This is a genomic window from Streptomyces speibonae, from assembly GCF_984686075.1.
Window position 1 is genome coordinate 6,805,304 of record NZ_OZ480260.1, and the last position, 16,881, is coordinate 6,822,184.

Below are 16,881 nucleotides of genomic sequence, written 5' to 3' on the forward strand. Positions count from 1 at the left end.
GGTACGTGGATGACCAGTACGGTCCCCGCGCTCGGAACTCTTACGGCCGAAGGCTCGGCCCTCCAGGCCGTGCTCCTCGACATGGACGGCACCCTGGTGGACACCGAGGGCTTCTGGTGGGACGTCGAGGTCGAGGTGTTCGCCTCCCTCGGCCACACCCTCGACGACGCCTGGCGCCATGTCGTGGTCGGCGGCCCGATGACCCGCAGCGCGGGGTTTCTCATCGAGGCGACCGGTGCCGACATCTCCCTTGCCGAGCTGACGGTGCTGCTCAACGACGGCTTCGAGGACCGCATCGACCGCGCCCTGCCGCTGATGCCGGGCGCCGCCCGGCTGCTCGCCGAGCTCGCCGAGCACCGGATCCCCACGGCGCTCGTCTCCGCGTCCCACCGGCGCATCATCGACCGGGTCCTGACCACGCTGGGGCCGCAGCACTTCGCGCTGTCGGTCGCCGGTGACGAGGTGCCGCGGACCAAGCCGCACCCCGACCCGTATCTCGCGGCCGCCGCGGGGCTCGGCGCGGACCCCGTGCGGTGCGCCGTCGTCGAGGACACCGTGACCGGGGTGACCGCCGCCGAGGCGGCCGGCTGCCAGGTCGTCGCGGTGCCGTCGGTGGGCCCCATCACGTCGGCCGCCCGGCGCACCGTCGTTCCCTCGCTGGAAGCAGTGGACCTGACGTTCCTGCGCGGGCTGATGACGGAAATGCGCTAGGCCGTTCACCCAGCGTGCCGCGGAACGGAAAACCGGAATTGCCGCCACTCGGTCACCGGTGACGGGCGGATGCCCGAAACAATTCGCTCCGGTTGCCGGTGGCCGAATTCCGGCGTCCCGGATCCCCTTTTCACATGTGAGGTTCACCACATGCAAGGGGGTCGACAACGATGTCCCAATGTGCCCTCCATCCGATTTCGGACGTCACCGGTGCGCCCTTGTGTCCTGATTGATGTGAACCTGCACTAATCCTTCCCGGGTCACCTTCGCCGATCCGTTCACACCCGGTTTCACTGCGTGATGAGCGGTCAACTCCGGGGGCTGCGAACCCTCCTGCGAGCGCGGACTAATGTCGTCGCGAGAACCCCGCCCCCATCCATGTGATCCGCTGCGACAACCCTGCATGCCGGATACACGGAGTCGACAGTCCTGGAGAAACTCGAGCATGAACCGCAAGACTTTGGTGCTGGCGGCCGCGATGGGCCTGCTCGCGCCGGTGCTCGCCGCCTGCGGCGACACCGAGGGCGGGAGCGGCGACGGCGATGCGATCGTTGTGGGCACCACGGACCGGTTCACCGCATCGGAGGAGGACGGTCTCGCGCCTCTCGATCCGGCCTTCGCCTATGACGTCGGTACCTGGAACATCCTGCGGCAGACCGTGCAGACGCTGATGGTGCAGCCCCGCGGCGACGGCGAGCCGGTGCCCGACGCGGCCAAGTCCTGCGGATTCACCGACGCCGGCAACGAGCGCTACAGTTGCAAGCTGCGCGACGGCCTCAAGTTCTCCAACGGCGACGCGATCACCGCGGCCGATGTGAAGTTCTCCATCGAGCGCGCCCTCGCCATCGAGGCCGACAGCCTGGTGTTCGCGCTGCTGTCCACCATCGACACCGTCGAGACGCAGGGCGACGACGAGGTGATCTTCCACCTCAAGGCCGCCGACGCCACCTTCCCGTACAAGCTGTCCACTCCGGTCGCGGGCATCGTCAACCCGGACGACTACGAGAAGAACAAGCTGCGCGAGGGCTTCGAGATCAGCGGCTCCGGGCCGTACACGATCGACGCCGATGTCGAGGACAACCACATCGTCAAGGCGACGTTCACCAAGAACGGCAACTACAAGGGCGCGTTGAAGGTGAACAACGAGAAGGTCGAGATGCGGACCTTCGAAACCTCCGAGGAGATGGGGGAGGCGCTGGAGAAGGGGGACATCCAGGTCATGACCCGCTCCATGTCGCCCGAGCAGATCCAGAAGCTCGCCAACGCGAACGACGGCGAGATCGAACTCGTCGAGTCCCCGGGTCTGGAGATCCGGTACCTGGCCTTCAACACCAAGGCCGAGACCGTCGAGGACAAGGCCGTCCGCCAGGCGATGGCCCAGATCATCGACCGCGGCAAGCTGGTCGGCAACGTCTACGGCACGCAGGCCCAGCCGCTGTTCTCGCTGGTCCCCGCCGGCGTCACCGGCCACAACAACGCGTTCTTCAACAAGTACGGCGACCCGAACGTGGCCAAGGCCCGCCAGCTGCTCGACGGGGCCGGCGTCAGCACGCCGGTGAAGGTGACGCTGCACTACACGACCGACCACTACGGTCCCGCGACCAAGGCCGAGTTCGAGCAGCTGAGCAAGCAGCTCAACGACAGCGGCCTGTTCCAGACCGACATCGAGGGCGTGCCCTGGAACGACTTCAGCCCCGGCGGCCGCAAGGGCAAGTACGACGTCTACGGCATGGGCTGGTTCCCCGACTACCCGGACGCCGACGCCTTCCTCTCGCCCTTCCTCGACAAGGACAACTTCCTCAACTCGCCCTACGCCAACGAGGAGATCCGCAAGGATCTGCTCCCGGAGTCGCGCCGTCAGGCCGACCGGCTGTCCGCCTCCGACAGCATCACGGAGATCCAGGACATCGTCGCCGACGAGGTCCCGGTGCTCCCGCTGTGGCAGGGCAAGCAGTTCATCGCCACCCGCGATGGCATCACCGGCACCGCCTACGCCCTCAACTCGTCCGCCACTCTCCAGCTGTGGGAGCTCGGACGCGGCGCCAGCGGCTGACGGACCTGCACGGTGCCCTGCGCGCTCCGGGCACACAGAACGAACAAGGCACAACACGTGAATCTGCGCAACCAGTGGCCGGTCCTGCCCCTCGTGGCGGGGCCGGCCTCCGGTCTGTTGACCGGCTGCGGTACCCAGAACGGCACGGGAGCCGACGGCTCCGGCATCGTGGTGGGGATGTCCGACGACGTCCTGGCCACCGACCCCGCCTCCGGCTACGACCCCGGCTCCTGGCTGTTGTTCAACAACGTCTTCCAGTCGCTGCTGCACTTCCCCAAGGGTGCCACCGAGCCCCGGCCCGACGCCGCCGAGAGCTGCGACTTCTCGGACGCCGCGACCAAGGTGTACACCTGCACCCTGCGGGACGGGCTGACGTTCAGCAAGGGTGACCCGCTCACCTCGAAGGACGTGAAGTTCTCCTTCGACCGCATGCTGAAGATCAACGACCCGGACGGCCCGGCGGTGATGTTCCCGACGCTGGAGAAGGTCACCACCCCCGACGCGCGGACGGTCGTCTTCGAACTCAACACGGCCGACGCCACCTTCCCCAGCAAGATCGCCTCCGGCGCCGGATCCATCGTCGACCACCGCGAGTACGACGCCGCCGGGCTCCGCGAGGACGGTGAAGCGGTCGGCTCCGGCCCGTACAGGCTGGAGTCGTTCGGCAACGACCGCGCCGTGTTCTCCGTCAACGAGCACTACCGGGGCAGCGCGGAGCCCAAGAACACCGGCGTGACACCGGAGTTCTTCCACGGCGACCAGAAGGGGCTGCAACAGGCCGTCCAGGATGCCGAGGTCGACATCGCCTACCGCGGTCTCACCGCCGGGGCCATCGCCGGCATCGAGGAGGCCGACCGCGGCACCGGCGGCATCGAGGTCGTCGAGGGCAGCAGCGCCGAGGTCCAGCACCTCGTCTTCAACATGGACCACCCGGTCGCCGCAAAGCCCGGCGTGCGCAAGGCCATGGCCCATCTCCTCGACCGTGACGCCCTGATCCAGGACGTCTACGAGGGCACGGCCACCCCGCTGTACTCGATCGTCCCGGCCGGCGTCGCGGGCCACAACACCGCCTTCTTCGACACCTACGGCGCCCGCCCCTCCAAGGCGAAGGCCGCCGCGGCGCTGGCGGAGGAGGGCATCAGCGGCAAGGTGAAGCTGACCCTGTGGTCCACCCCGACCCGCTACGGCCCGGCCACCGACCAGGAACTGAAGGCGATCGCGGGGCAGCTCAACGCGAGCGGACTCTTCGACGCCGACGTGAAGTCCGTCCCCTTCGCCCAGTACGAGAAGGACATCACCGCCGGCAAGTACGGCGTCTACGTCAAGGGATGGGTCCCGGACTACCCGGACGCCGACAACTTCACCGGGCCCTTCTTCGGCGAGGGCAACGTGCTGGACAACCACTACGACAACCACACGATCACCGGGACGCTGCTCCCGCGCACCGCCGCCCAGCGGGACCGCGCCGCCACCGACAGGGAGTTCGGCCGGATCCAGGACATCGTCGCCGAGGACATCCCCGTCCTCCCGGTCTGGCAGGCCAAGCAGTACGCGGTCGTCCAGGACGGTGTGTACGGCGTGGAGTACTGCCTCGACGCCTCGACCGTGTTCCGGTTCTGGGAGCTCAGCAAGAGCTGACGCCCGACGCGCACGACGAGGGCGCCCTCCCGGCCGGGAGGGCGCCCTCGTTCTGTCCCTTGCGCCGCCGCGCTACTGCGTGCCGGGGCGCACCAGCCCGCTCTCGTAGGCGTACACCGCGGCCTGCACCCGGTCGCGCAGGCCCAGCTTGGTCAGCACATGACCGACGTGCGTCTTCACGGTGGTCTCGCTGACGAACAGGTCGGCGGCGATCTCCGCGTTGGACAGCCCGCGCGCCACCAGCTTCAGCACCTCCACCTCACGCTCGGTCAGCGTGTGCAGCGTGTCCGGCACCGGTTCGTCACCGGAGGGCAGATGCGTGGCGTACTTGTCCAGCAGCCGGCGCGTGATGCTCGGCGCGAGCATCGCCTCACCGGCGGCCACCACGCGGATCGCCTGCACCAGCTCGTTGGCCGGGGCGTCCTTCAGCAGGAAGCCGCTGGCCCCCGCCTTCAGCGCCTCCACCACGTACTCGTCGAGGTCGAACGTCGTCAGCACCAGCACCTTCGCCGGCCCGTTGCGTTCGGGCCCGGTGATCTGCCGGGTCGCCTCCACCCCGTCCATCCGCGGCATGCGGATGTCCATCAGCACGACATCGGGCTGGAGCGCCCGCACCTGGTCCAGGGCCTGGAGGCCGTCTCCGGCCTCGCCGACGACCGCGATGTCCTGCTCGGCCTCCAGAATCATCCGGAACCCGGTGCGCAGCAGCGGCTGGTCGTCGACCAGTAGGACGCGGATGGCCACGTAAGTCTCCTTCGCTAGTCCGGCCCCATTCTGCCCTGATGGCCGCCGCCGGACTCAGCCGCCCTCACCGGGAGCGGGTACGGCGGGGGAGTACCGCCGAACTCGGGACAGTGGGCCTGGTGATCGCACCAGCCGCACAGCTTCGTCGGGCGCGGACGCCAGTCACCCGTCTCCGTCGCCCGCCGGATCGCGTCCCACAGCGCGAGCAGCTTGCGCTCGACCCGCTCCAGGTCGGCGCGCACCGGGTCGTAGGTCAGCACGTCACCGCTGCCCAGGTACACCAGCTGGAGCCGGCGCGGGATCACCTGCTTCAGGCGCCAGACGACCAGCGCGTAGAACTTCATCTGGAACAGCGCACCCTCGGCGTACTCGGGGCGGGGCGCCTTGCCCGTCTTGTAGTCGACGATCCGGACCTCGCCGGTGGGGGCCACGTCGACCCGGTCGATGATGCCGCGCAGCCGCAGCCCCGACTCCAGCTCCGCCTCGACGAACAGCTCCCGCTCGGCGGGCTCGAGTCGGGTCGGATCCTCCAGCCCGAACCAGCGCTCGACCAGGGCCTCCGCCTCCGCCAGCCAGCGGGCGAGCCGCTCGCCGCCGGGGTCGTCGGCGAACAGCTCCACGACCTCCGGGCGCGTCTCCCGCAGCCGGTCCCACTGGCCCGGCACCAGCGCCTTCGCCCGCGGCGCGGTGCGCTCGGCCGCGGGGGCGTCGAAGAGCCGCTCCAGCACCGCGTGCACCAGCGTGCCCCGGGTCGCCGCCTCGCTCGGCTTCTCCGGCAGCCGGTCGATCACCCGGAACCGGTACAGCAGCGGGCACTGCATGAAGTCACTCGCACGCGAAGGGGACAGCGACGCCGGCGGTATGACGGGGGCCCCGGTCACCACGACCGCGTCCACCGCGGTCCCGGCCGGGACCGCGCTGCTGTCGGGGGGCGCCGCGCCCTCGGTGCTCGTCTCCATGAACACAGACCTTACGGCCCGCCACTGACACTGTGATGTGCAGGCAGGGACGGATGGGGAATGAGGGGTGGAGACAGGGGTGCCGGGGCGGAAGGGGCGGCGATCGCCGCATACCATCGACATGAGACCTCCCGTCCGGCAGGCGCGGGAACCGCAGCGAACGAGGGGACACCGGTGGACGTAAGCGGCGGGCGCGGGCAGCCGCGGCCCGGCAACGACGAGTCGGCCCACCACACGGGGCGCCGACCCCAGGCCCCCGTCAACCCCACACCCCCACCCACCGAGCCCGACCCCACCGACACCCACCCCGCCCCTGCCACGCCGCCCGGCCCGCCCGCGGCCGCGGACGGCACCCCCGAACCCGCCGCGTCACGGGAACCCGCGTCGCCCGGCCCGGAAGGCCCCGGCGCACCGACCGCGGGCGCCACGGATCACGCGTCCGTGCCGTCGCGGGAGGGTTCGTCGCCCGGGTCGGAAGGCCCCGGTACCACGGCCCGTCCGGGCCCCGGTGCACCGCCTGCGGGCGCCACGGATCACGCGTCCGTGGCGTCGCGGGAGGGTTCGTCGCCCGGGTCGGACGGGCGCGGTGCCTCCACCGACCGTCCGGGCGCTGACGCGCCGACGGGTCCCCACGCGGGCACCGTCGACCATGCGGCCCCGGCGCCCGCGCCGCATCGCGGCTCGTCACCGGGAGAGGACCGCCCCGGTGCTTCCGCGGATCGTCCGGGTGAGCCGGCCGGTCGCCCTGGGGGTGCCACGGATCATGCGGGCACCGTGCCGCAAGCCGGCGAGTCGTCCGGGGCGGACGCCCGTCCGGGCACCACGGACCCTGCCACCACGGTGCTTGCCGCGCCGCAGGGGAGTTCATCCCCGGGACCGCTTGGTCCCGGTGCTTCCGCGGATCGTCCGGGTGAGCCGGCCGGTCATCCCGCGGGCGCGACGGATCACGCGGCCGACGCGTCGCGAGACGGGGCGGCCGATGCCGCTGCCCGTCCTGGGCCGGGGGCCGGTGACTCCGGCGCCTCGGACCGTGGCGGCGCGTCTGCTGCGTCGCAGGGGGGCGCGGCATCGGGACCGGAGCGGCCGGGCGGCCGCAACGGCGCCGCAGGCAACGGGGCCGCGCCGGGGGGCTCCGGGGCTCCCGGCGGGCCGCAGCGCGCCGGTCGTGGGCCGGCCCACTCCGAGGGCGGGCCGCACCGGCCGGAGGAGCGGCAGCGGGGCGGGCTGCTGATGGGGCGGCCGTTCGGTGTGCCCGTGTACGTGGCGCCCAGCTGGTTCCTCGTCGCCATCCTCATCACCTGGGTCTTCGGCGGTCAGATCGACCGGGTGCTGCCCGAGCTCGGCGCCGCCAGCTATCTGGTCTCCCTGTTCTTCGCCGTCGCCTTCTACGGCTCCGTACTCGTCCACGAGCTCGCCCACACCCTCGCCGCCCTCCGCTTCAAACTGCCGGTGCGCCGCATCCAGCTGCAGTTCTTCGGCGGCGTCTCCGAGATCGAGAAGGAGGCCGAGACACCCGGCCGGGAGTTCGTGCTGGCCTTCGTCGGACCGCTGCTCTCCCTGGTCCTGTCCGGCCTGTTCTACCTCGCCCTGCTCGCGGTCGACCCCAGCAGCGTCCCCGGGGTGCTGCTGGCCGGCCTGATGATCTCCAACCTCATCGTCGCCGTCTTCAACCTCCTGCCCGGCCTCCCCCTCGACGGCGGCCGCATGCTCCGCGCCGTCGTCTGGGCGATCAGCGGCAAGCCGATGACCGGCACCATCGCCGCCGCCTGGGTGGGCCGCGCCCTCGCCGTCGCCGTCCTGATCGGCCTCCCGCTGCTCACCCAGTCCGGGGCCCTCGGCTCCGACGCCGTCGACAACGTCGGCATGGACACCGTCCTGGACGCCCTGCTCGCCGCCATCCTCGCCGCGATCATCTGGACCGGCGCCGGCAACAGCCTGCGCATGGCCCGGCTCCGGGAGCACCTGCCCGAGCTGCGCGCCCGCACGCTCACCCGCCGCGCGGTGCCCGTCGAGAGCGACACCCCCCTCTCCGAGGCACTGCGCCGCGCCAACGCCGCCGGGGCCCGCGCCCTGGTCGTCATCGACTCCGAGGGCGTACCCGTCTCCCTGGTCCGCGAGGCGGCCATCGTCGGCGTACCCGAACACCGCCGCCCGTGGGTCCCGGTCGGCGGTCTCGCCCAGGACATCACCGACGGCATGCGCGTCTCCGCCGAGCTCGCCGGAGAGGACCTGCTGGAGGCCCTGCGCGCGGCGCCGGCCACCGAGTACCTCGTCGTCGAGGAAACCGGGGAGATCTACGGCGTCCTGTCCGCGGCGGACGTGGAGCGCGCCTTCGTCAAGGCCATGGCACGGCCCAGCTGAACCGCGCCCCGGCCACGACGGACCCGGCCCGGGCGCCCACGGTCAGGAGGGGGCCCGGGGAACGGTAGGCTGGTCACATGTCCGAACCGACCGGTGCCGCCCGCAGGCGCGGGCCCTTCAAGGTCGGGGACCAGGTTCAGCTGACCGACCCCAAGGGCCGCCACTACACGTTCACGCTCGAGGCCGGGAAGAATTTCCACACCCACAAGGGTTCCTTCCCCCACGACGAACTGATCGGTGCTCCCGAAGGCAGCGTCGTCCGCACCACCGGCAACGTCGCCTACCTCGCGCTGCGCCCCCTGCTCCCCGACTACGTCCTGTCCATGCCCCGCGGGGCAGCCGTCGTCTACCCGAAGGACGCGGGGCAGATCCTCGCCTTCGCCGACATCTTCCCCGGCGCGCGCGTCGTGGAGGCCGGCGTGGGCTCCGGCTCGCTCAGCAGCTTCCTGCTGCGCGCCATCGGCGACCAGGGCATGCTGCACTCCTACGAGCGCCGCGAGGACTTCGCCGACATCGCCCGGCAGAACGTCGAGCGCTACTTCGGCGGACCGCACCCCGCCTGGCAGCTCACCGTCGGCGACCTCCAGGACAACCTGTCCGACACGGACGTCGACCGCGTCATCCTCGACATGCTCGCCCCCTGGGAGTGCCTGGAGGCCGTCTCCAAGGCGCTCGTCCCCGGCGGCATCCTCTGCTGCTACGTCGCCACCACCACCCAGCTCGCCCGGACCGTCGAGTCCATCCGCGAGATCGGCTGCTTCAACGAGCCGACCGCCTGGGAGACGATGATCCGCAACTGGCACATCGAGGGCCTGGCCGTCCGCCCGGACCACCGGATGATCGGCCACACCGGCTTCCTGCTCACCGCCCGCCGGCTCGCCGACGGCGTCGAGCCGCCCATGCGCCGCCGCCGCCCCGCCAAGGGCGCCTACGGCGAGGACTACGCCGGCCCCAACGCCGACGGAGGCACCGCCCGCTGACGAGGCCCGCCACTCCCGCAACGTACGGGCGCCGTGGCGCAGTTCCCGACCGGGTTCCGGAACTGCGCCACGGCGCTTTCGCGTTGGTCCCGGCCGTGGGGACCGAAACCGCACACCCCGGCGTTCCCTCCGTACTGTGACGTGTGGCACGATGCTGGCCACCCCCACCGGCACAGCCCTCACAGGAGACACTCCTCGTGCAGCCTTCCGCCGTCCCGGAGCTCGCTCACACGCACGCCCGCCCGATCCACTGGGTCGCCACCGCCACGGCCCTCGCCGGTGTCGTGGCCCTCTCCTCCGTCCTGGGTCCCGACGCCGCGACCGCGGCCCCGACCCCGGGACCGCAGACGAAGAGCGCCCCCGCGGACGTCGCCCCGCCCGACCCCGCGGCCGTCGAGTTCCCCCTCGACTGCGGCCCGGTGAAGGCGGTGGTGGAGAAGAAGGCGTCCGGCGACCTCGACGGCGACGGCCGGCCGGAAACGGTCGCGGTCGTGCACTGCGACGCCGCCATGGGCACCCCGCCCGACGGCGTGTACGTCGTGACCCGGGCCGCCGGCGCCGGCGCACCGCGCGTGGTGGCCACCCTCGTCGACCCACAGGACCGCATCAGCGTCGACGACTTCGCCGTACGCGACGGAGAGGCCGTCGCCACCCTCCTCGGCTACTCCTCCGAGAACGTGCCCAATTGCTGCCCCGACACGCGTGAGAGCGTGAAGTGGCGGTGGGAGAACGGCGCGTTCGTGCGGTCCGCGCCGTCCGGAGCGAAGAGCGTGTGACCCGCGCGCGGGCGTGTGCCGGGGCGCGCGCTCCCGCAGTGTGAGAAGTCAGACAGTGGTGACGCGCCGTGCCGTACCCGTCACGCGGCGTCCGGCCCGTAGACCTCGGCCCGGTCCGCGACCCGGCGGACGTGGATGCACTCGCCCGGGCACTCCTTCGCGGAGTCGATCACATCCGTGAGAAGCGGCAGCGGCACGGGCGTTGTCGCCCCCTTGTCCTGCAGCAGCTCGTCCTGCGGGCTCTTCACGTACGCCAGCCCGTCGATGTCCAGCTCGAACACCTCCGGCGCGTACTGGGCGCAGATGCCGTCGCCGGTGCACAGGTCCTGGTCGATCCAGACCTCCAAGGCCTCGCCGCCTGCTCCGGCCTCCTGCTGCACGCTCGTCTCCCCTGCCGTTTCCTGAGTCGGGCCGGACGGGAATCCGGCCAGCTCCGACGGGTGTTGAACACGTCGACCCTACCTTCGCCTGGGTTCCAATCATCATCGGTGGGTATTCCCCTGGCGTGAGGGAGAGCGCAAGGGTGAAGATCGGACACACCCCGACCGTCTTTGTGATCTAGGGGTTTCAATCGACACCCGCCCAGGTAGGGTCTGGAAGCGTCCAGCTCCCCTTGGAGGAGGTGAGGACCGTGGCAGCCCACGACGACGACATGAACCGCGGCATCCGCCCGGGACGCGGGTCCGACGACCCGGCCGGGCAGATCGCCTACCTTGAGCAGGAGATCGCCGTCCTGCGACGCAAGCTCGCCGACTCTCCGCGACACACGAGGATTCTCGAAGAGCGGATCGTCGAGCTGCAGACCAACCTGGCCGGCGTGTCCGCCCAGAACGAACGACTCGCGGGCACGCTCCGTGAGGCCCGTGACCAGATCGTGGCCCTCAAGGAAGAGGTCGACCGGCTCGCACAGCCGCCGGCCGGCTTCGGTGTCTTCCTCACGGCGAACGAGGACGGCACGGCCGACATCTTCACCGGCGGCAGAAAGCTGCGGGTGAACGTCAGCCCCAGCGTCGAGCTGGACGAGCTCCGGCGCGGCCAGGAAGTGATGCTCAACGAAGCGCTCAACGTGGTCGAGGCCATGGAGTTCGAGCGTGTCGGCGACATCGTCACCCTCAAGGAGATCCTCGAGGACGGCGAGCGGGCCCTGGTGCTCGGGCACACCGACGAGGAGCGGGTGGTGCGGCTCGCCGAGCCGCTGCTGGACGTCACCATCCGCCCCGGCGACGCCCTGCTCATGGAGCCCCGCTCGGGATACGTCTACGAGGTGGTGCCGAAGAGCGAGGTCGAGGAGCTCGTCCTCGAGGAAGTCCCCGACATCGGTTACGACCAGATCGGCGGTCTCGGCGGCCAGATCGAGGCCATCCGCGACGCGGTCGAGCTGCCCTACCTCTACCCGGACCTGTTCAAGGAGCACGAACTGCGGCCGCCCAAGGGTGTGCTGCTGTACGGGCCGCCCGGATGCGGCAAGACGCTCATCGCCAAGGCCGTCGCCAACTCGCTGGCCAAGAAGGTCGCCGAGGTCACCGGCCAGGCCGCCGGCAAGAGCTTCTTCCTCAACATCAAGGGCCCCGAGCTGCTGAACAAGTACGTCGGCGAGACCGAGCGGCAGATCCGCCTGGTCTTCCAGCGGGCCCGGGAGAAGGCCAGCGAGGGCACCCCCGTCATCGTCTTCTTCGACGAGATGGAGTCGCTCTTCCGCACCCGTGGCTCCGGCGTCAGCTCGGACGTGGAGAACACCATCGTCCCCCAGCTGCTCGCCGAGATCGACGGCGTGGAGGGCCTGCAGAACGTGGTGGTGATCGGTGCCTCCAACCGTGAGGACATGATCGACCCCGCCATCCTGCGTCCCGGCCGGCTGGATGTGAAGATCAAGATCGAGCGTCCGGACGCCGAGGCGGCCAAGGACATCTTCGGCAAGTACCTCACCGAGCGCCTCCCGCTGCACGGCGACGACCTCGCCGAGCACGGCGGCGACAAGTCCATGACGGTCCAGAGCATGATCCAGACCGCGGTGGAACAGATGTACGCCGAATCGGAGGAGAACCGCTTCCTGGAAGTCACCTACGCCAACGGCGACAAGGAAGTCCTCTACTTCAAGGACTTCAATTCCGGCGCCATGATCGAGAACATCGTGGGCCGCGCCAAGAAGATGGCGATCAAGGACTTCCTGGAGAAGAGCCATAAGGGTCTGCGCGTCTCCCACCTGCTCCAGGCCTGCGTGGACGAGTTCAAGGAGAACGAGGACCTGCCCAACACCACCAACCCGGACGACTGGGCCCGCATCTCCGGAAAGAAGGGCGAGCGGATTGTTTACATCCGTACGCTCATCACCGGAAAGCAGGGCGCGGACACCGGACGCTCCATCGACACGGTGGCGAATACCGGTCAGTACCTGTAAAAGCCAGGGCGGCTGCGGGTGCCCTCAGCGGGGTACCCGCAGCCGACTGTTTTTCGGGGCCACGGCTGGAGCACCCAATGACGCAAATGATCTCCCCACCAGGGCGAAGGCGTTCTAGGCTCGTCCGTACCGCCGAGTCGCGCAGTGCGGGGACGGGCACCGCACACGCACCGGAGCGCCAGCGGTACAGCAGCGCCCCCGACCGGGGACGCCGCCGGGCAAGGAGGGCCGCATGACCGTACGGCGAGTAATGGGCATCGAGACGGAGTACGGGATCTCCGTCCCCGGCCACCCCAACGCCAATGCCATGCTCACCTCGTCCCAGATCGTGAACGCCTACGCGGCGGCGATGCACCGGGCCCGCCGGGCCCGCTGGGACTTCGAGGAGGAGAACCCGCTGCGGGACGCGCGAGGCTTCGACCTCGCCCGTGAGGCCGCCGACGCCAGCCAGCTCACCGACGAGGACATCGGCCTGGCCAACGTCATCCTGACCAACGGCGCGCGGCTCTACGTGGACCACGCCCATCCGGAGTACAGCGCGCCCGAGGTCACCAACCCGCGCGACGCCGTCCTCTGGGACAAGGCCGGGGAGCGGATCATGGCCGAGGCGGCGGAGCGCGCGGCCCAGCTTCCCGGCGCCCAGCCGATCCACCTCTACAAGAACAACACCGACAACAAGGGCGCCTCCTACGGGACGCACGAGAACTACCTGATGAAGCGGGAGACCCCCTTCTCGGACATCGTGCGCCACCTGACGCCGTTCTTCGTCTCCCGCCAGGTCTTCACCGGCGCCGGCCGCGTCGGAATCGGCCAGGACGGCCACGAGCACGGCTTCCAGATCAGTCAGCGCGCGGACTACTTCGAGGTCGAGGTGGGTCTGGAGACGACGCTGAAGCGGCCCATCATCAACACGCGCGACGAGCCGCACGCCGACGCCGAGAAGTACCGCCGGCTGCATGTGATCATCGGCGACGCGAACCTGTCCGAGATCTCGACGTATCTGAAGCTGGGCACCACGGCTCTGGTGCTGTCCATGATCGAGGACGGGTTCATCGCCGTGGACCTGGCCGTCGACCAGCCCGTACGGACCCTGCACCAGGTCTCGCACGATCCCTCGCTGAAGCGGCTCGTCACGCTGCGCAGCGGGCGGACGCTGACCGCGGTGCAGCTCCAGATGGAGTACTTCGAGCTGGCCCGCAAGTACGTCGAGGAGCGGTTCGGGGCGGACGCCGACGAGCAGACCAAGGACGTGCTGGGCCGCTGGGAGGACACGCTGACCCGGCTGGAGAACGACCCGATGAGCCTGGCCGGAGAGCTGGACTGGGTGGCCAAGCGGGAGCTCATGGAGGGCTACCGGCGCAGGGACGGCCTGGACTGGGACGCGGCCCGGCTGCACCTGGTGGACCTGCAGTACGCCGACGTACGGCCCGACAAGGGCCTGTACAACCGTCTGGTGGCCCGCGGGCGCATGAAGCGGCTGCTGGACGAGGCCGAGGTCGAGCGGGCCCGTACGGCGCCTCCTGAGGACACCAGGGCCTACTTCCGCGGCCGGTGCCTGGAGCAGTACGCGGACGACGTCGCGGCGGCCTCCTGGGACTCGGTGATCTTCGATCTGCCGGGCCGGGACTCGCTCCAGCGGGTCCCAACCCTGGAACCGCTTCGCGGAACGCGTAATCACGTCAAGGAGCTCCTGGACCGCTGCCGCACGGCAGAAGACCTGGTCAGGGTGTTGTCGGGAAACTGAGCGGGTACCGGGGTACCCCGGGAAGGGCCGGCCGGACAGGGTGGAAACCGCCGGGTCCGGGAATCATCGAGGTGGTCCCCGTACGTTGGAGCAACTGCGGGGGCATTGTCGGACCCGGCTTGTAGGGTCTGATCTTGACCGAGCAAGTGTGTCGGGCGAACCGAGCGGGGTGAGGGTGATGGCGACCAAGGACACCGGCGGCGGACAGCAGAAGGCCACCCGGTCCAGCGAGGAGGTCGAGGAGCAGGCGGCGGACACGCAGGCTGCCGAGGACCTCAAGGAGCGTCAGGAAAAGCTGAGCGAGGACGTCGACGATGTCCTGGACGAGATCGACGATGTCCTGGAGGCCAACGCCGAGGACTTCGTGAGGTCATTTGTTCAAAAGGGTGGACAGTAGCCTTCGACAGCCTTCGGAACGAAGGGTGTGGTGGCTGTTCGAGCGGGATTACCGGGCGGGAGCTCCGGCTGAGGCCGGGCTGAGGACGCAGGGTGGCGCGGGGCGCTGTCCGTGGGCCGGGTGAGCCGGTCACGGGCGGCGTCCGCGCTGCCGGGGGAGGGCCGGCGCTGCCGGGAGAGGGCCGCTGAGGCGCCTGTCGGGCTTCGTCATATCCGTGGATCATTTATGTGGATCATTGCCGTGGGACGGGTAGGGTCCGTGGCGTAATGTGCTTCAACTGCAATTCGGCCATCGGCAAGTTGGGAGACGATCCCGACGCTGTTCGTCGGGCTGCCGCCTACTTGGAGGGAACTTCGTGGAAGCCAACACTCGTAGTACCGGGCGTCTGCCGGCTGCCTTCCTGACGCCCGGGTCTTCCTCGTTCATGGACTTCCTCTCCGAGCACCAGCCGGAACTGCTGCCGGGCAAGAGGACGTTGCCGCCCGTGCAGGGAGTGATCGAGGCGCCGCACGGGACGACCATCGTCGCCACGACCTTTCCGGGCGGTGTCGTGCTCGCCGGTGACCGGCGGGCCACGATGGGGAACGTCATCGCCCAGCGGGACATCGAGAAGGTGTTCCCCGCCGACGAGTACTCCGCGGTGGGTATCGCCGGTACGGCGGGGCTGGCCGTGGAGATGGTGAAGCTGTTCCAGCTGGAGCTCGAGCACTTCGAGAAGGTCGAGGGCGCGCAGCTGTCGCTGGAGGGCAAGGCGAACCGGCTTTCGACGATGATCCGCTCGAATCTCGGCATGGCCATGCAGGGGCTCGCCGTGGTGCCGCTGTTCGCGGGGTACGACGTGGACCGGGACAAGGGGCGGATCTTCTCCTACGACGTCACGGGCGGGCGTTCCGAGGAGCTGGGGTTCGCCGCCACCGGTTCCGGGTCGGTCTTCGCGCGCGGTGCGATGAAGAAGCTGTTCCGGGACGACCTGAGTGAGGCCGAGGCCACCACACTGGTGGTACAGGCGCTGTACGACGCGGCAGATGACGACTCGGCGACCGGTGGTCCCGATGTCGCCCGCCGGATCTATCCGATCGTCACCGTGATCACCGAGGACGGCTTCCGCCGGCTCACCGAGGAGGAGGCGTCCGACATCGCCCGGTCGGTGCTGGAGCGGCGGCTGGAGCAGCCGGACGGTCCGCGGGCCTCGCTGCTGTAGGGCGGCGGCGCGGTCGGTCTTGATTGTTCAGGGTGGTCCAGTGACTTCGACAGAAAGGGACGGATAACCGGTGTCGACGCCGTTCTATGTCTCACCCCAGCAGGCGATGGCGGACCGGGCGGAGTACGCCCGGAAAGGCATCGCCCGTGGTCGCAGCCTTGTGGTGCTGCAGTATGCCGACGGGATCGTCTTCGTCGGTGAGAACCCGTCCCGTGCGCTGCACAAGTTCAGCGAGATCTACGACCGGATCGGGTTCGCCGCGGCCGGTAAGTACAACGAGTACGAGAACCTGCGGATCGGCGGCGTGCGCTACGCCGACCTGCGGGGTTACACCTACGACCGGGACGATGTGACGGCCCGGGGCCTGGCGAACGTGTACGCGCAGACACTGGGGACGATCTTCTCGAGCGTGGGGGAGAAGCCCTACGAGGTGGAGCTGGTCGTCGCCGAGGTCGGGGAGACCCCGGAGCAGGACCAGATCTACCGGCTGCCGCACGACGGGTCCATCGTGGACGAGCACGGCTCGGTGGCGGTGGGCGGCAACGCGGAGCAGATCAGCGGGTACCTCGATCAGCGGCACCGGGACGGGATGACGCTGGCGGAGGCGCTGAAGCTGGCGGTGCAGTCGCTGTCGCGGGACACCAACGGCGGTGAGCGGGAGATTCCCGCGGAGCGGCTGGAGGTGGCGGTGCTGGACCGGACGCGGCCGCAGAAGCGCAAGTTCCGGCGGATCGGCGGGCGGCAGCTGGCGCGGCTGCTGGAGTCGGGCGGAGCGGAGACGGCCTCCGAGGCGGAGACGGAACCGGATGCGTCGGGTGGCGCGGATTCCGGCGGAGACGTCGAGTAGCGCGTATGCCTGCGGCGCCGCTGTCCCTCCGGTGGGGGTGCGCGTAGCGCCTACGGGGGGGTGGGTGGTGCG

14 protein-coding genes and 1 pseudogene are annotated in these 16,881 nt (G+C 70.0%); 12 read left to right on the forward strand and 3 right to left on the reverse strand.

Going from position 1 to position 16,881, the window contains the following annotated elements:
- Positions 1 to 9 precede the first annotated feature (9 nt).
- From AC5L3C_RS30645 to AC5L3C_RS30655, 3 genes are all read left to right on the forward strand, one after another.
- A complete protein-coding gene (locus tag AC5L3C_RS30645; RefSeq protein ID WP_493652237.1) occupies positions 10 to 711 on the forward strand; it encodes an HAD family hydrolase in 702 nt (233 codons plus the stop codon).
- 445 nt (positions 712 to 1,156) lie between these two features.
- Positions 1,157 to 2,764, forward strand: coding sequence for an ABC transporter substrate-binding protein (locus tag AC5L3C_RS30650; protein ID WP_493652239.1), 1,608 nt, complete (start codon positions 1,157 to 1,159; stop codon positions 2,762 to 2,764).
- A gap of 57 nt (positions 2,765 to 2,821) precedes the next feature.
- The gene (locus AC5L3C_RS30655; RefSeq protein WP_493652240.1) at positions 2,822 to 4,402 is read left to right on the forward strand and encodes an ABC transporter substrate-binding protein; all 1,581 of its coding nucleotides are present in this window, start codon (positions 2,822 to 2,824) and stop codon (positions 4,400 to 4,402) included.
- Between the two features lie 72 nt (positions 4,403 to 4,474).
- Here AC5L3C_RS30655 and AC5L3C_RS30660 read toward each other — a convergent pair whose 3' ends face one another.
- Entirely contained in the window at positions 4,475 to 5,146 is a 672-nt protein-coding gene (locus tag AC5L3C_RS30660; protein ID WP_493652241.1) for a response regulator, read from the reverse strand.
- 14 nt (positions 5,147 to 5,160) lie between these two features.
- Positions 5,161 to 6,105, reverse strand: coding sequence for a RecB family exonuclease (locus tag AC5L3C_RS30665; RefSeq protein ID WP_493652243.1), 945 nt, complete (start codon positions 6,103 to 6,105; stop codon positions 5,161 to 5,163).
- A gap of 774 nt (positions 6,106 to 6,879) precedes the next feature.
- On the opposite strand from AC5L3C_RS30665, the gene AC5L3C_RS30670 reads away from it, so the two are divergent.
- From AC5L3C_RS30670 to AC5L3C_RS30680, 3 genes are all read left to right on the forward strand, one after another.
- On the forward strand, positions 6,880 to 8,466 hold the full coding sequence (locus AC5L3C_RS30670; protein WP_493652244.1) for a site-2 protease family protein: 1,587 nt from the start codon (positions 6,880 to 6,882) through the stop codon (positions 8,464 to 8,466).
- Positions 8,467 to 8,543: 77 nt separating this feature from the next.
- The gene (locus AC5L3C_RS30675; RefSeq protein WP_366750754.1) at positions 8,544 to 9,446 is read left to right on the forward strand and encodes a tRNA (adenine-N1)-methyltransferase; all 903 of its coding nucleotides are present in this window, start codon (positions 8,544 to 8,546) and stop codon (positions 9,444 to 9,446) included.
- Between the two features lie 197 nt (positions 9,447 to 9,643).
- Complete coding sequence (locus AC5L3C_RS30680) at positions 9,644 to 10,222, forward strand: hypothetical protein (RefSeq protein WP_493652246.1); 579 nt, start codon at positions 9,644 to 9,646, stop codon at positions 10,220 to 10,222.
- Between the two features lie 80 nt (positions 10,223 to 10,302).
- On the opposite strand, the gene AC5L3C_RS30685 is transcribed toward AC5L3C_RS30680, so the two are convergent.
- Complete coding sequence (locus AC5L3C_RS30685) at positions 10,303 to 10,602, reverse strand: ferredoxin (protein WP_493652248.1); 300 nt, start codon at positions 10,600 to 10,602, stop codon at positions 10,303 to 10,305.
- A gap of 251 nt (positions 10,603 to 10,853) precedes the next feature.
- On the opposite strand from AC5L3C_RS30685, the gene arc reads away from it, so the two are divergent.
- The 6 genes and pseudogenes from arc to prcA all read left to right on the forward strand — a co-directional run bounded on the left by arc (position 10,854) and on the right by prcA (position 16,809).
- On the forward strand, positions 10,854 to 12,620 hold the full coding sequence (gene arc, locus AC5L3C_RS30690; protein ID WP_493652250.1) for a proteasome ATPase: 1,767 nt from the start codon (positions 10,854 to 10,856) through the stop codon (positions 12,618 to 12,620).
- A gap of 232 nt (positions 12,621 to 12,852) precedes the next feature.
- Positions 12,853 to 14,364, forward strand: a complete 1,512-nt coding sequence (dop, locus tag AC5L3C_RS30695) for a depupylase/deamidase Dop (protein ID WP_493652251.1) — start codon at positions 12,853 to 12,855, stop codon at positions 14,362 to 14,364.
- Between the two features lie 178 nt (positions 14,365 to 14,542).
- A complete protein-coding gene (locus AC5L3C_RS30700; protein ID WP_493652253.1) occupies positions 14,543 to 14,761 on the forward strand; it encodes a ubiquitin-like protein Pup in 219 nt (72 codons plus the stop codon).
- Positions 14,762 to 14,985: 224 nt separating this feature from the next.
- Positions 14,986 to 15,165, forward strand: a pseudogene (locus AC5L3C_RS30705) (endonuclease domain-containing protein); the annotation flags it as partial.
- Complete coding sequence (prcB, locus tag AC5L3C_RS30710) at positions 15,117 to 15,962, forward strand: proteasome subunit beta (protein ID WP_493652255.1); 846 nt, start codon at positions 15,117 to 15,119, stop codon at positions 15,960 to 15,962. The pseudogene AC5L3C_RS30705 and the gene prcB, both read left to right, overlap by 49 nt.
- 70 nt (positions 15,963 to 16,032) lie before the next feature.
- Positions 16,033 to 16,809, forward strand: coding sequence for a proteasome subunit alpha (gene prcA, locus AC5L3C_RS30715; protein WP_493652257.1), 777 nt, complete (start codon positions 16,033 to 16,035; stop codon positions 16,807 to 16,809).
- The last annotated feature ends 72 nt before the right edge of the window (positions 16,810 to 16,881 follow it).